The 14782-nt window shown below is 64.3% G+C and carries 14 protein-coding genes; 10 read left to right on the forward strand and 4 right to left on the reverse strand.

Annotated features, from left to right (window positions below):
* Positions 1–40: 40 nt before the first annotated feature.
* A complete protein-coding gene (locus tag F1609_RS17710) occupies positions 41–850 on the forward strand; it encodes a porin (RefSeq protein ID WP_167077733.1) in 810 nt (269 codons plus the stop codon).
* A gap of 56 nt (positions 851–906) precedes the next feature.
* Here the strand turns inward: F1609_RS17710 and F1609_RS17715 are convergent, their stop codons facing one another.
* Positions 907–3759, reverse strand: coding sequence for a bifunctional diguanylate cyclase/phosphodiesterase (locus tag F1609_RS17715; protein ID WP_167077734.1), 2853 nt, complete (start codon positions 3757–3759; stop codon positions 907–909).
* 207 nt (positions 3760–3966) lie between these two features.
* Between F1609_RS17715 and F1609_RS17720 the strand changes: the two genes are divergently transcribed.
* The 4 genes from F1609_RS17720 to F1609_RS17735 all read left to right on the forward strand — a co-directional run bounded on the left by F1609_RS17720 (position 3967) and on the right by F1609_RS17735 (position 8398).
* Positions 3967–4701: a Crp/Fnr family transcriptional regulator gene (locus F1609_RS17720; protein WP_167077735.1), complete on the forward strand. Its 735-nt coding sequence runs from the start codon at positions 3967–3969 to the stop codon at positions 4699–4701.
* A 206-nt stretch (positions 4702–4907) separates the two neighbouring features.
* Positions 4908–7010 carry a PAS domain S-box protein gene (locus tag F1609_RS17725; RefSeq protein WP_229421940.1) on the forward strand — a complete coding sequence of 701 codons (2103 nt, stop codon included), beginning with the start codon at positions 4908–4910 and terminating at the stop codon, positions 7008–7010.
* Complete coding sequence (locus F1609_RS17730) at positions 7003–7845, forward strand: response regulator (protein ID WP_167077736.1); 843 nt, start codon at positions 7003–7005, stop codon at positions 7843–7845. Before F1609_RS17725 ends, F1609_RS17730 begins: the two co-directional genes overlap by 8 nt.
* A gap of 115 nt (positions 7846–7960) precedes the next feature.
* Positions 7961–8398, forward strand: coding sequence for a hypothetical protein (locus tag F1609_RS17735; protein ID WP_167077737.1), 438 nt, complete (start codon positions 7961–7963; stop codon positions 8396–8398).
* A gap of 142 nt (positions 8399–8540) precedes the next feature.
* Here F1609_RS17735 and F1609_RS17740 read toward each other — a convergent pair whose 3' ends face one another.
* The 3 genes from F1609_RS17740 to F1609_RS17750 form a co-directional block, all read right to left on the reverse strand.
* A complete protein-coding gene (locus F1609_RS17740) occupies positions 8541–9425 on the reverse strand; it encodes a dienelactone hydrolase family protein (RefSeq protein ID WP_167077738.1) in 885 nt (294 codons plus the stop codon).
* A 277-nt stretch (positions 9426–9702) separates the two neighbouring features.
* The gene (locus F1609_RS17745) at positions 9703–10710 is read right to left on the reverse strand and encodes a sulfate ABC transporter substrate-binding protein (RefSeq protein ID WP_167077739.1); all 1008 of its coding nucleotides are present in this window, start codon (positions 10708–10710) and stop codon (positions 9703–9705) included.
* A gap of 91 nt (positions 10711–10801) precedes the next feature.
* Positions 10802–11014, reverse strand: coding sequence for a hypothetical protein (locus F1609_RS17750; RefSeq protein WP_167077740.1), 213 nt, complete (start codon positions 11012–11014; stop codon positions 10802–10804).
* A 465-nt stretch (positions 11015–11479) separates the two neighbouring features.
* On the opposite strand from F1609_RS17750, the gene F1609_RS17755 reads away from it, so the two are divergent.
* The 5 genes from F1609_RS17755 (at position 11480) to F1609_RS17775 (ending at position 14736) form a co-directional block, all read left to right on the forward strand.
* Complete coding sequence (locus tag F1609_RS17755; protein ID WP_167077741.1) at positions 11480–11800, forward strand: hypothetical protein; 321 nt, start codon at positions 11480–11482, stop codon at positions 11798–11800.
* Between the two features lie 11 nt (positions 11801–11811).
* Positions 11812–12177, forward strand: a complete 366-nt coding sequence (locus tag F1609_RS17760; RefSeq protein WP_167077742.1) for a response regulator — start codon at positions 11812–11814, stop codon at positions 12175–12177.
* A gap of 112 nt (positions 12178–12289) precedes the next feature.
* Complete coding sequence (locus tag F1609_RS17765; protein ID WP_370661639.1) at positions 12290–13003, forward strand: phosphatase PAP2 family protein; 714 nt, start codon at positions 12290–12292, stop codon at positions 13001–13003.
* Positions 13000–13890, forward strand: coding sequence for a diacylglycerol/lipid kinase family protein (locus tag F1609_RS17770; protein WP_167077743.1), 891 nt, complete (start codon positions 13000–13002; stop codon positions 13888–13890). The genes F1609_RS17765 and F1609_RS17770 overlap by 4 nt, the downstream gene beginning before the upstream one ends.
* A 9-nt stretch (positions 13891–13899) precedes the next feature.
* Positions 13900–14736 carry a metallophosphoesterase family protein gene (locus tag F1609_RS17775; protein ID WP_167077744.1) on the forward strand — a complete coding sequence of 279 codons (837 nt, stop codon included), beginning with the start codon at positions 13900–13902 and terminating at the stop codon, positions 14734–14736.
* Positions 14737–14782: the final 46 nt, after the last annotated feature.

Raw genomic sequence — 14782 nt, forward strand, 5'->3', positions numbered from 1 at the left:
TAACGTAATCAGCGTAGAATCAATTGTACGGAGTGCCGCCATGAAAACATCTTCTCTTGCCATCGTTGCCTTGTGCGCCTGCACAGCAGGAGCGCAAGCTCAAACACAAAATTCCGTGTACCGGGCCGCCATTGACGGTACCGGGGCCAGGCACGGCCTGTCCCTGGTCGATGTGAGCGACTTGTTCGAACCGGGCAGTCCGGACACCGCCACCAGGGTGTTCGGCTATCCGGGCAAGCGCATGGGCTTGCAAGACATGACCGAGCCGCGCGGCATTGCGCTCAGTAATTTCGAGCGCGACCGCCAGAACAGCCGCGCTTGGGGCTTGTCGGTCGGCATTTCAGATGGACCGCTCACCCTGCGCGTTGCGCACCAGAACAAAAGCGTTGCCAAAGTGGCTCCCTCGACCGCCTTGGGCGTGCGCATGGATGCCAAGAATTCCATCGCCGCCGCCAATGTCGACCTGGGCCGCATGAAGGCGTACGCCGCCTACAGCGCCAATCGCGGCTGGGGCAATTCGCCTTTGTGGAATCCCGACAACCCGTATGGCGCCGCCATGGCCAGCACCCCGTCGACCGACAGCCGCGACGTCCTGGTCGGCGTTGCCGTACCGATGCGCGCCATGACCTATCTGGTCTCCTTCGTGCGCAAGAACGACCGCGACCGCGCCAACCGCGATGTCGATATGCTGGCCTTCGGCGCCACCTATCAAATTTCGCGCCGTACCGATTTCTACACCGCCTATTCGCTGGTAAAACACCGCACCGGCCCCGGCTACATGGCCATGACCGCGCCCGACGGCGGCAAGGGCTGGTCGGCCCTGAACGTGGGCATGCGCCACTCGTTCTGAGTCTTTCCTCAAGGGCGGGCCGCTTCCACCTTGGGGCGGCCGCGCCCACAGGCCGTTCAGGCCATCGCGCAGGTCCCGTGCGCCAGCAGATGTTCAAATTCCAGCGCGCCCACCGGGCGGCTGAAGAAATAGCCTTGCACCTCATCGCAGCCATGCTCGCGCAGGAAGGCCAGCTGTTCGGCTGTTTCCACCCCTTCGGCAATGACTTTCAGGCGCAGGCTGTGCGCCAGTGAAATGATCGACACGACGATGGCGGCCCCGTCAGCCCCCAGCGCGATGTCAGCGACGAAGGATTGGTCGACTTTCAGCACGTCGATCGGAAAACGGCGCAGGTACGACAGGCTCGAATAACCGGTGCCGAAATCGTCGATGGCGATGTGCACGCCCAATTCCTTGAGTCTGCGCAGGATGGTAATGGCGTTGTCGACATCGTTCATGACCATGCTTTCGGTCAATTCCAGCTCCAGGTAGCGCGCCGCCAGTCCGCTTTCTTCCAACGCATCGGCCACCGATTGCAGCAAGTCCTTGCCGGTAAACTGGCGCGCCGACAGGTTGACCGCCATGCGCAGCTTGCCCAGGCCGGCCTTTTGCCACGCCATGTTTTGCAGGCAAGCGGTGCGGATGACCCAGGCGCCGATCGGGATGATCAGGCCCATTTCTTCGGCCAGGCCGATGAAGCGCAGCGGCGAGACCACCCCCAGCACTGGATGCTCCCAGCGCAGCAGCGCCTCCATGCCGGCGATATTGCCGCTGATGACGTCGATCTGCGGCTGGTAATGCAGCACCAGTTCGTTGCGTTCGAGCGCGTGGCGCAGGTCGGCCTCGATTTGCAGGCGCTCCAGGGTGCGCGCATTCATCGCCGGGCAATAGAACTGATAGTTGTTGCGGCCCAGTTCCTTGGCCCGGTACATGGCGATGTCGGCGTGCTTGGTCAGGGTCTCGGCCGTGGCGCCGTCGTCCGGATAGACCGCCACGCCCAGGCTGCACGTGACAAAGAATTCGTGCGCCTGGATCAGCAGCGGCTGGGCGATGGCTTCGGTGATGCGCTGCAGCACGCGCAGGCCGGCGCCATTGCCCTGGTCGCCCGGCAGCACCACCATGAACTCGTCGCCGCCCATGCGCGCCACCGTGTCGGCCTCGCCCACCGCGCTTTTCAGGCGCTCGCCCAGCACGCGCAGCATGGCGTCGCCCGCTTCGTGGCCGAGCGTGTCGTTGACGAACTTGAAGCGGTCGAGGTCGACGAACACGACCCACAGGCCGGCGCCGGCGCGCGCGGCGTCGGCAATCGCGTTCGACAAGCGTTCGGCCAGCAGGTGGCGGTTGGCCAGCCCGGTCAGGGCGTCGTGGCCGGCCTGGTATTGGAGCTCGGCCTCGAAGCGCATGACCGCGCTGATGTCGTACTGGGCCACCACGAAATGGCTGATCAGGCCGGCGTCGTCGCGCACCGGGGCGATGAACAGGTCGTTCCAGTAGCCGCTGCCATCCTTGCGGTAACTGCGCAGCACGGCGTGGCCTTCGCGCTGTTCGCGCAGGGCGGCGCTGATTTCGGCGATGTTCTGCTGGTCGTGGCCGGCGCCCTGCAGCGTTTTGAGGCCTTTGCCGATCACCTCGGCCGCGCTGTAGCCGCTAATCGCCTCGAATGCGGGATTGACGTATTCGACGGCGTAATCGGGTCCCTCGGCATTGCAGATGATGACCGAGTTGGCCGATACCTCGATGACTTTTTCGCGCAGGCGCAGGGCTTTCTCGGTGCGCTTGCGCAGGGCCAGGTCTTCGCTCAAGCGCAGGTTGGCGAATTGCAGTGCGGCGGTACGCTCGCCGGCTACGCGCTCGATGGTCGAGTGGCGCGAGACCAGGCTGTAGATATAGGCGGCCGCCAGCAGGCTCGACAGAACACCGCCGAGCAGCGCGTACCAGGAGCCGGCGTGGTTGTCGATGAAGGAGCGCGGTTGCTGCGCCACTTCGATGAACCAGGGCTCGCCGGCCACGTAGAACACGGTGGCCACCGGCGCCGGATGGTCGACCACCAGCCAGGACGGCAGCAGGGCGCTGGTGCCGGCGCTGGCGGCCGGGGGCGGCGCGCCGTTCGAAAACGCCAGTTGCGCCGGCGCGGCCGAGGGGGCGGCGTAGATATTGATCGACATGCCCGGCCGGTCGAGCAGGCGGGCGGCACCGAGCAGGGTGTGGATCAGGTGGTCGACCCGGAACACGGCGGCGGTCTCGCCGATGACGGCCTGCTCGCGCTGGCGGCTGCTCGCTTGCGGCGCCTGGCGCTGGTAAATCGGCGCGAGCACCAGGAAGCCCGTATGAAAGCCCTGCTGCTGCACCAGCGACAGCAGGCCGGTGGCGGTGGCGCGGCCATTGCGGCGCGAACGCGAGCGGGCGTCGTCGTAGGTCAGCAGGGCGGCCGTGTCGAGCCCGAGCGCGGCCTCATTGCCTTGCGCCGGTTCGATGTAGTCGACCACGTTGTAGGAGGCACGCCGGCGTGCCGGCCCCTGGCGCTCGTCGATGTATTCAGTGATGGTAAAACCGGGCTGGCGGCGGCGCATGGCCGCTTCGTAGGCCGGGCGTTCGGCGTCGCTGATAAGGCGCTGGAAACTGAGGGCGTGCAGCTCGGGGTAGCGCGCCAGCAGAGGCGCGGTGAAGGTATGGAATTGTTCGCGGCTGACCACGCCGACCGTGTTGAACAGCTGGTTGACCACCATCAGCTGCTCGATCGCGTCCGACAGCCCGCCCGAGACGGCATTGATGCGCAAGGTGGCATGCTGCTTGAACTGCAGCGCGTGCGCCTGCGATTCCACGCGCCGCACCGAGGCGAACAGCAGCGCCGTCAAGCCGAGGCCGACCACCAGCGCAAGCGCGGCCGAGACCGAAACCGATATCCGTACCCGGCGTAACAAATTTCCCATCGGCGAACCTCCTGCGTGCACGCGTCCGGGTGATCGACGATCTGGGCTGGCCGGATGATCACAGTATATGGTTTACTGGCGGAAGTATGTTCGGTTCCGTACGGATCGATATGCCGAATTGGAATAGAATTGCGCCCAAGAATGACTGCGTGATATTCTGTCGGACTAACTCAACGCAGTATTCACTGGAAGAAGGGGCAGTTTCCAATGTCCAGTAAGCACGACCCAAATCAGAACCACTTGTTGGCCGCGCTTCTCGACGCCGAATTCGACCGTCTTGCCCCGCACCTCGAACTGATTCCCTTGCTTCTTGGCGACGTCTTGTCTGAATCGGGCGACAAGTTGCATCATTTATATTTTCCGACCAGCGCCATCGTGTCCCTGCACTATCTGCTCGAAAACGGCGGCTCATCCGAGATTGCCGGCGTCGGCAATGAAGGCGTGCTCGGGGTGTCGATTTTCATGGGCGGCGACAGCACGCCCAGCCGCGCCGTGGTGCAGACGCGCGGCCACGCCTACCGCTTGCCGGCCGCGATCCTGATGGAAGAATTCAACCGCGGCGGCCACGTGATGCGCCTGCTGTTGCGCTACACCCAGGCCCTGCTGACCCAGATGTCGCAAACGGCCGTGTGCAACCGGCACCATTCGGTCGAGCAGCAACTGTGCCGCTGGCTGCTGCTGACGCTCGACCGCTTGCCCACCAACGAGCTGACCATGACGCAGGAACTGATCGCCAACATGCTCGGCGTGCGGCGCGAAGGCGTGACCGAAGCGGCCGGACGCCTGCAGGGCTACGGCTACATCAGCTACCGGCGCGGCCACATCACCGTGCTCGACCGCGCCGGGCTGGAAGACGACGTGTGCGAATGCTACGCGGTCGTCAAGAAGGAATTCGGACGCCTGCTGTCGGATGTGCGTCACCGCCAGGGAAATGTGAAATGAGCACCGGCTTCATGCACAACACCTCGGTCGAACGGCTGATGGTGATCGGCTTCGGCGCCACCCTGACGGTGCTGCTGCTGGTCGGCGGGATCGCCCTGAACTACGCGGTCGATTCGGAAGGCGCCGTCAACCTGATCAAGACCAGCATCATCCTGCTGCTGATCTTCCTGGCGCTGCTGTTCGTGCGCGTCCAGCGCGCCATCAGCATGCGTACCGAGGCTGAACGGGCGCGCCATGCGGTGCCGCTGCTCAAGTCCGGCGCCTTGCAGGATGCGATTTTCAACAGCGCCAACTTTTCCAGCATCGCCACCGACGCCCAGGGCGTGATCCAGATTTTCAACGTCGGCGCCCAGCGCATGCTGGGCTACGCCGCCGCCGAAGTGGTCGACAAGATGACCCCGGCCGACATTTCCGACCGCCAGGAACTGGAATCGCGCGCCGCCGACCTGAGCCACGAGATGGGCGAGGCGATCGCCGCCGGCTTCGAGTCGATGGTCTACAAGGCCCTGCGCGGCATCGAAGACATTTACGAGCTGACCTATGTGCGCAAGGACGGCACGCGCTTTCCGGCGCTGGTGTCGGTCACGGCCCTGCGCGACGCCGCCGGCACGGTGATCGGCTACCTGCTGATCGGCAGCGACAACACCGCCCGCAAGCAGGTCGAGGTCGAGCAAGCCTTGCTCGACCAGCGCCTGCGCGACCAGCAGTTCTACACGCGCTCGCTGATCGAATCGAATACCGACGCCCTGATCGCCACCGATCCGCGCGGCATCATCAGCGATGTCAACCAGCAGATGGAAGCGCTGACCGGCTGCACCCGCGACGAACTGATCGGCGCACCGTTCAAGAGCTATTTTTCGGAGCCGGAACGGGCCCACGAGGCCGTCACGCGCGTGCTGCGCGAAGGCAAGGTCACGAATGTCGAACTGACCGCCGTGGCGCGCGACGGTAACCGGACCGTGGTGTCTTACAGTGCCAGTACGTTTTACGACCGCGACCGCAAGCTGCAGGGCGTGTTCGCCGCCGCCCGCGATGTCACCGAGCGCAAGCACTTCGAACACGCACTGCAGGAAACCAATGTCGAGCTCGAAAGCGCGCGCGCCACGGCCGACAAGGCCAACCGCGCCAAGTCCGAATTCCTGTCCTCGATGAGCCACGAACTGCGCACCCCGCTCAACGCCGTGCTCGGCTTTGCCCAGCTGATGGCGTCCGACGTGCCGCCGCCGGCGCCGCACCAGCAGCGCTCGATCGATCAGATCCTCAAGGGAGGCTGGTACCTGCTGCGCCTGATCAACGAAATCCTCGACCTGGCGATGGTCGAGTCGGGCAAGGTCACGATGTCGCAAGAATCGATGTCGCTCGGCGACGTGCTGATCGATTGCGAAGGCATGATCAGCCCGCAGGCGGCGACCCGCAATCTGGGCCTGCACTTCCCGGTTGTCAGCAAGCAGCTGTTCATCCACGCCGACCGTACCCGCGTCAAACAGGTGATGATCAACCTGCTCTCGAACGCCATCAAATACAACCGCGAAGGCGGCTCGGTCAGCGTCACCTGCGACCTGGTGGCCGACGGGCGCGTGCGCGTGAGCGTGGAAGACACCGGCGCGGGTCTCGCGCCGTCGCAGGTGGCGCAGCTGTTCCAGCCGTTCAACCGCCTCGGCCAGGAAAACAGCCTTGAGGAAGGCACCGGCATCGGGCTGGTGGTCACCAAGCGCCTGGTCGAACTGATGGACGGGCGCATCGGCGTCGACAGCACAGTCGGTTCCGGTACCGTGTTCTGGGTCGAGTTCGCCAGCGCCGCCGAACCGGCACTGGCGCTGGAGAACGACGACGACATGGGGCGCGACCGCCTGGCCGCCTCGCGCCTTACCGGCAAGCAACCGACCCTGCTGTACGTGGAAGACAACCCGGCCAACCTGGCGCTGGTGGAACAATTGATGGAGCGCCGCGGCGACCTGCAACTGCTGACCGCGGTGGACGGCTACCACGGCGTCGAAATGGCGCGCGCCTGCAAGCCGGACGTGATCCTGATGGACATCAACCTGCCCGGCATGAGCGGTTACGGCGCGCTCAAGATCCTGCGCGAAGACAAGGCCACGGCGCACATTCCAGTGGTGGCGCTGTCGGCCAACGCCATGCCGCGCGACATAGAAAAGGGACTGGAAGCGGGATTTTTCCAGTATCTCACCAAGCCGATCCGCGTACGCGAATTCATGGATGCGCTCGACCTGGCCATGCAGCACGCGGCCGAACAAAGCCTCGCCGACCCTGTCGCACCCGGCACTACTTTGAAAGAACCACATGCTTGACCCTTCTGAAATCCTGAGCGGCAACATCCTGATCGTCGATGACCAGGAAGCGAACGTGATGCTGCTTGAACAAATGTTGCGTAACGCGGGTTACGTCAATATTTCCACGACCCAGGATCCGCGCACCGTGTGCGCCGCGCACGCCGAACACGGCTACGACCTGATTCTGCTCGACTTGCAGATGCCGGAAATGGACGGATTCGAGGTGATCGAAGGACTCAAGGAGATCGAAAAAGGCGGCTACCTGCCAGTGCTGGTGATTACCGCCCAGCCCGGGCACAAGCTGCGCGCGCTCAAGGCCGGCGCCAAGGATTTCGTCAGTAAGCCATTCGACCTGATCGAAGTGCAGACGCGCATCCACAACATGCTGGAAGTGCGGCTGCTGTACCGCCGCCTTGCCGACTACAACCGCCAGCTGGAGCAGACCGTGCTCGAGCGCACGGCCGAACTGCGCGCCAGCGAAGCGCGCTTCCAGCGCTTTACCGAGCTGTCGTCGGACTGGTACTGGGAGCAGGATGCGCAGGGTCAGCTGACCCGCTTTTCGGGGCCGGTCAGCGAGATGCTGGGGATCGGCGCCGAAGGCGAGGGCGAGGGCGAGGGAGGCTGGAACCCGGACGAACGTGCCGAGCTGCAGGAAAACATCGCCAGCCGCACGCCGTTTCTCGATTTCATTTTCACCCGCACGCGCGCCGATGGCAGCGTGCAGTACCTGCAAGTGAGCGGCGAGCCGATGTTCGATACGTCGAGCCGGTTTACCGGCTACCGCGGGATCGGGATGGATATCACCGAGCGCATGAACTGGCGTCCGCCGGTGACCCCTTCAGTCAGCCCTTAAGCTTCACACCGTCATCCCAGTCAGTTGGAAGGCGGTGTTGAGTTGTCCGTGCGACACCTTCTTGCGATTTTGGTTACGCTGTCATCACACACCATCCATTCTTTCCGGAGGCACCATGACAGGCACCAGCACGCTCGACCCCGATAATTTCCCAGAAACCCCCGACCGTACGCTCGGCACCGGCCACGGCACGGGCGCCCTCGGCCCCAGCGATTCGTCCGATAGCGGCAGCGACCTGGTCGGCGCGGCCGGTATGTCGCAAGAAGACGTGCTCGACCTCGGCAGCGGCACCACCTCCGACCTCGAAGCCGGCAGCGCGGCAGGCGCCGGTCCGGACATCGGCGACCCCGACCTCGACAGCGATACCGATTCCAGCGGCACGGGCGAGCGCGCCGCCGCCGGCCGCGATACCGTGGTGCGCGACGGCGCCGACATCGACGTCGACCATATCGAATCGATTCCCTCGGTCCCGCTCGACGAGGACGACCTGGAATTCATGGCCAGTGCGCCGCCGGGCCAGGCCCCAGCCAGCAAAAAGGGCACCCACCCCTGAACGCACGCCCGGCCCGGCCGGGTGCGCATCGACGGCGCCGTGCCGGGCTTTGCCTTGGTACCGGCGCCACCAGGCCCTGGCGTTCGCCCAGGGCACGGCAGCAGCGTAGCGCCAAGGGCGCGGGACAATCGCTGCGGTCTTCCTATCCCAGATGTTTCTTGAAGAAGTCCATGGTGCGCTGCCATGCCAGCTTGGCCGCCGCTTCATCGTAGCGCGGCGTGGTGTCGTTGTTAAAGCCGTGTTCGACGCCGGGATAAATATAGTGCTGGTAGTCGACCTTGTTGGCCTTGAGCGCCGCTTCGTACGCGGGCCAGCCGGCCAGGATGCGCTCGTCCTTTTCGGCGTCGTGGATCAGCAGCGGTGTCTTGATCTTCGGCACTTCGGCGGCCGGTGTCTGGGCGCCGTAGAACGGCACTGACGCGGCCAGCTGCTTGACTACGGTCGGCAGGTAGTTGGCGATGCCGCCGCCGTAGCAGAAACCTACCACGCCGACCTTGCCGCTGCCACCCGGCATGGCCTTGAGGATGGCGGTGGCTTCGACGAAGTCGGCGCGCGTCTTGGTCTGGTCGAGTTTGCCGAACAGTTCACGCGCCTTGTCTTCGTCGCCAGGGTAGCCGCCCAGCGGGAACAGGGCGTCGGGTGCGAAGGCGATGTAGTTCTCAAGCGCGACGCGGCGGGCGATGTCTTCGATGTGCGGATTCAAGCCCCGGTTTTCGTGGACGACCAGGATGGTGGCCAGCTTGCCCTTGGGATTGACCGGCTGGACCAGGTAGCCGCGCAGTTTGCCGTAACCCTGGGGCGAGGGGTATTCGACGTAGCTGGCCTTGATGCGCGGGTCGGCCGGGGGGACAACCTGGGCCGCGAAACTGGGGGAGAGGGCCGCCAGCATGCTGGCCGCGGTGGCGCCGCCGACCGCGTAGCGGCCCGCCTGCGACAGGAAGCCGCGGCGGTCGAGCTGGCCGTGGACATACTGGTCGAATAACTTCAGCACTTCGGGATCGAAATCGTTAGCGGTCATGCGGGTCATCGTTGACGTCTCCTCGTGGTGTCGGTATGGCCGGGAATGGTTCCATGGCAATCCGATCATACCTTGGTTGAGGGCTTGATGCAGGGTGGGTGCGGGATGGTGAAACAGGCATGCGGCGAGCGTGTTCAGGCGTGCTCCAGCGCCGTTAGGTTCGTCGCCCCCGCGAAGGCGGGGGCGACGGTGGACGATGCAGGGACCACGGTGCAGGGCAGCGTTCATGATGCGAACGTCAGCACCGATCCGCGCTATCCACGCACCGTGTTCCCCTTGTCAGAGATTACTTCTTGCCCGTCAGATAAACCTGATCGAACACACCGCCATCGGCGAAGTGGGCCTTCTGCGCCTTGGTCCAGCCGCCCGCCGCTTCGTCAATCGTGAACAGCTTGACCTTGGGGAACTGGGCGGCGTATTTGGCGGCAATCTTCGGCACCACCGGACGGTAATAATTCTTGGCCGCGATCTCCTGCCCCTCGTCGGTGTACAGGAATTCCAGATAGGCCTGCGCCACCTTGCGCGTGCCGCGCTTGTCCACCACCTTGTCGACCACCGACACCGGCGGCTCCGCCAGGATGCTGAGCGATGGCGCAACAATGTCGACCTTGTCCGGGCCGAGTTCCTTGATCGCCAGCAGGGCTTCGTTTTCCCAGGCGATCAGCACGTCGCCAATGCCGCGTTCTACAAAGGTCGTGGTGGCGCCGCGCGCGCCCGAATCGAGCACCGGCACGTTCTTGTAGAGCTTGCTGATGAATTCCCTGGCCGTCGCTTCGGTCGCGCCCGGCTGGCGCAGGGCGTAGCCCCAGGCCGCCAGGTGGTTCCAGCGCGCGCCGCCCGAGGTCTTCGGGTTCGGCGTGATCACGGCAACGCCAGGCTTGACCAGGTCGTTCCAATCCTTGATGCCTTTCGGATTGCCCTTGCGCACCAAAAACACGATCGTCGAGGTGTACGGGGCGCTGTTGTGCTGCAAGCGCTTTTGCCACTGCGGCGAAACGATGCCGCGTTCGGCGATGGCGTCGATGTCGTAGGCCAGCGCGAGCGTGACCACGTCCGCTTCCAGCCCGTCGATGACGCCGCGGGCCTGCTTGCCCGAACCGCCGTGCGATTGCTTGATCGTGACGTTATCGCCGGTTTTGGCTTTCCATTGCTTGGCGAAGGCGGTATTGACGTCCTGGTACAGCTCGCGGGTCGGGTCGTACGACACGTTGAGCAAGGTGACGTCAGCGGCGATGGCAGCTTGTGACAGCAGGGTCAGTGCGATCAGTGACTGGCTTATTGTTTTTAACAGCATGGCGGGCTCTCTCGGTGGGAAGTTCGGGAGCACTCAGCTTAAATGCCACCCACCGGAAAGAACACGAATTAAATCAGCTTTGCATATGCGTTTAATGTGCCTTGGAGAGGATCAGCAGCCAGCGGCGCATCAGCAGCACTTCGATGTGGCCGGGTTCGACCCCGGTATCGCATTCGATGATGGGATTGACTGCGTAGAAGCGCTTGCGGAAATCGCGCGTGACCAGCACTTCGCGGCGGCCGAGGCGCATCATGAATGGGGTTGGAGCATATTCGAGGCCGAAGTTACCGTTCAGTGGTGTCATGACAAATTCCTTTGTGGGTTTGCGTTGATCGAGTGATTCAAGAATAGCACAACTACTGTATAAAACCACAGGACTGTATGAATAAACAGTTGTTTGTCGTTTTGGAGCATCGGGCCCGGGGCTGCTTAGTTCGGCCCGGAAACAGCAGCCGGCGCCCCCAGCGTTGAGTGCCTGCGCACGGTGCTCAGGTTCCTCCCATGCAGCTTGACTGGCGGGCATGCGCTGGCTCGACCAAGCGCGCGCCGGCATCTCCCTGCATAACATTTGGCTCGCAGCAACATTTTGATTGACTCCTGTGCAAGTCGCGGCGATACTGCGCGCACCCCGGCTGTTGCCGCATGTGATCTGGCGTATGATGTCAGCTTGTCACGTCCATGCCAGACGGAACCGGGAAAACGGTTTTTATGCAGCCCGCAGTGCTCCTCCAGGCCTGTTGCGGCGCGTTCATTGATTGGGGCTCTATTTATGCCTGACCCAAAGGCGTTCGATGCGGCGCTGTACAACTCCTTGCGCAAGGAGGTGGCGCGCCACATCCGGCACAAGCTGCGCAGCATGGAATTCGACGTCACCGCAATGGAACTGCACCATTCGAGCTCGACCAAGACGCTGCGGGTGTACGTGACCATCAGCCGCACCACCAACCTCAAGGCCCTCTATCTGGCCGAAACCATTCTCTGCCAGGAATTGCAGGCCCAGTTCGGCTTGCAGCCGCACGCCTTTTACTGGCGCTACTTTCCCGAGCACAAAGCCGCGGAGGCGGCCGCGCCTGCCCCTTCCGCACACTGAAATGATTTGTCATGGCTAGTCAAAAAATCCTCGTGGTCGACGATTCGCTGGTGCAGCGCCTGATCGTTTCCGAATTGCTGACCCTGCACGGACACCGCGTCATCCTCGCCACCGACGGCCGCGAAGCGGTGGCCATGGCGCGCAGCGAGTTGCCGGACCTGATCGTGATGGATGTGGTCATGCCCAACCTGAACGGCTTCCAGGCCACGCGCGCCATCACCACCGATGAAGCGACCTGGCACATTCCGGTGATCCTGCTCACCAGCAAGGATATGGAGTCCGACCGGGTCTGGGCCCTGCGCCAGGGCGCGACCGCGTTCCTCAACAAGCCGCTCGACCATGCCGCGCTGCTGGAGCTGGTCAACACCCTGGAATAGGCGCGCAGGGCCGCAATGGCGGTCTGTGCGCTACGAAGCGGGGCGCCTCATGTAAGATTGCAAACGTTGCCGTGCCGCTGGTGCCGGCCGAGACCAATCGTCCATCGTCATCGTGATCAAAGTCCATCCGCGTGTCCGCAGTTTCGTCGCCGCCCGTCTCAGTCCGGAGGGCGAACTCGGCCTGCATGTGACCATCGGCGCCATCCTGATGATGATCGCCGCCGCCGTGTTCGGCAACCTGGCCGCCGAGGTGGTCTCGCACGACGACATCACCGAGCTCGACGCGTTCCTGGCCGACTGGTTCCACGGCCACAAGAACAGCATCTGGACCGATCCCATGCTGTTCATCACGCATACCCACGACGTGCTCGGGGTGTCGATCATGGCCAGTGCGCTGGGCCTGTATTTCTACCTGAAAAAAGCGCGCTACTGGCTGATCTGCCTGGTGCTGGCGGTGCCCGGCGGGCAACTCCTGAACGTGCTGCTCAAATATATCTTCCAGCGCGCCCGGCCGAGTTTCGACGAGCCGCTGCTGACCCTGTCCACCTACAGCTTCCCCAGCGGCCATACGCTGGGCGCGACCGTGTTCTACGGCGTGCTGGCGGCCTACGTGGTGTGCACGGTGCCGCGCTGGAACGTGCGCATCCTGGTGGTGCTGTTCGCCTGCCTGATGGTCGCACTGGTGGCACTGAGCCGGGTCTACCTTGGCGCCCACTACCTGAGCGACGTGCTCGGCGCCATGGTCGAAGGCTGCGGCTGGCTGGCGGTGTGCATCACCGCCTGCTCGACCCTGCGCCGCCGGCGCTCCGCGCGGATCAGCGAATGATCCCGATCGCCGTCATCATCAATGGCAGCGCCGGCAGCGGCCACGACGACGAGCGTGCCGCCGAGCTGCGCGACAAGTTCGCCGCCCATGGCATGGCGGCGCACGTGACCCTGGCGCGCGGCGGCAGCGAATTGATCGGCGCGGCCAGGGCGGCGCGCGAGGCCGGCAAGCAGATCGTGGTGGCGGGCGGCGGCGACGGCACCATCAACGCGGTCGCCTCGCAGCTGGTCGGCAGCGATGTCGCCTTCGGCGTGCTGCCGATGGGCACCCTGAACCACTTCGCCAAGGACCTCGGCATTCCGCTGGCCCTCGACGAGGCCATCCGCAACGTGGCGCAGGGACGGCGCACCAAAGTGGACGTGGGCGAGGTGAACGGCACGATTTTCCTGAACAATTCCAGCCTCGGCCTGTATCCCGACATCGTGCGCGACCGCGAAAAGCAGCAGCGCCGGCTGGGACGCGGCAAGTGGCTGGCCGCCGGCTGGGCCACGATCACCGCGCTGCGCCGCTATCCATTCCTGAGCCTGCGCCTGAAAGTGGGCGACGACGAGCATGCGCGGCGCACGCCGTTTGTGTTCATCGGCAATAATGAATACACGATGCAGGGCTTGAGCGTGGGCGAACGCCAGCGTCTCGACGGCGGCAAGCTGAGCCTTTACGTGGCGCAGCGCCCCGGCCGCCTGGGCTTGCTGCGGCTGGGCTGGAGCGCCCTGTGGGGCAGCCTGGCGCAGGAGCGCGACTTCGACGTGCTCACTGTGGAAAACATGGAAATCGCCACCCGCCACACGCGCTTGCGGGTGGCCACCGATGGCGAAGTCACCATCATGACGACCCCGCTGCGCTACCGGATCCGTCCGGCCGCGCTGACGGTCGTGGTCCCAACTTGAGGAATTAGCATGCGTACATTGGTTCATCTGTCGGATTTGCACTTCGGCCGCGTCGACGAAAAATTGCTCGCTCCCTTGCGCGAGCTGGTCGAACGCATCGCGCCGGACGTGGTGGTGGTCTCGGGCGACCTGACCCAGCGCGCCAAGAGCGAAGAGTTCGAGGCTGCCAAGGCCTGGCTCGACACCTTGCCGGGGCCGCAGATCATCGTGCCGGGCAATCACGACATTTCGCTGTATAACGTGTTCCGGCGCTTCCTGCAGCCGCTCACGCGCTACAAGCGCTACATCACCGACGACCTCGATCCGATTTTCGTGGATGAGGAAATCGCGGTACTGGGTGTAAATACCGCGCGTTCGCTGACCTTCAAGGACGGGCGGGTCAACGACGAGCAGGTGGCCATGATCCGGCAGCAGCTCGCGGGGCTGGACCCGGCGGTTACGCGCATCATCGTTACCCATCACCCGTTCGACCTGCCGAAAACGGCGGACGACGACGACCTGGTCGACCGCGCGCCGGCGGCCATGCAGGCGTTCGCCGAATGCGGCGTCGACTTGCTGCTGTCGGGGCATATGCACGCCAGCCACGCGGGCAGCACGGCCGAGCGCTACCAGATGAGCGAGTACGCGGCGCTGGTGGTGCAGGCGGGCACGGCGACCTCGACCCGGGGGCGCGGCGAGGTCAACTCGTTCAACGTGGTGCGGGTCGAGCGCGAGCGGGTGGAAGTGGACCGCTACGGCTGGGATGAGGTGGGATTGCGCTTTTCGCTGATGAAGACCGAGCCGTTCCTGCGCAGCGGGAACATCTGGTCGGGCCACACCGAAGGCTTGATGGCCAGCGGGATTTAGGGCGCACGGCGCGCTGCCGGACAGTACAATAGCCCTTGAGTGGCGG

It is taken from the genome of Massilia aquatica (assembly GCF_011682045.1).
Classification (GTDB): Bacteria; Pseudomonadota; Gammaproteobacteria; order Burkholderiales; family Burkholderiaceae_D; genus Telluria_A; species Telluria_A aquatica.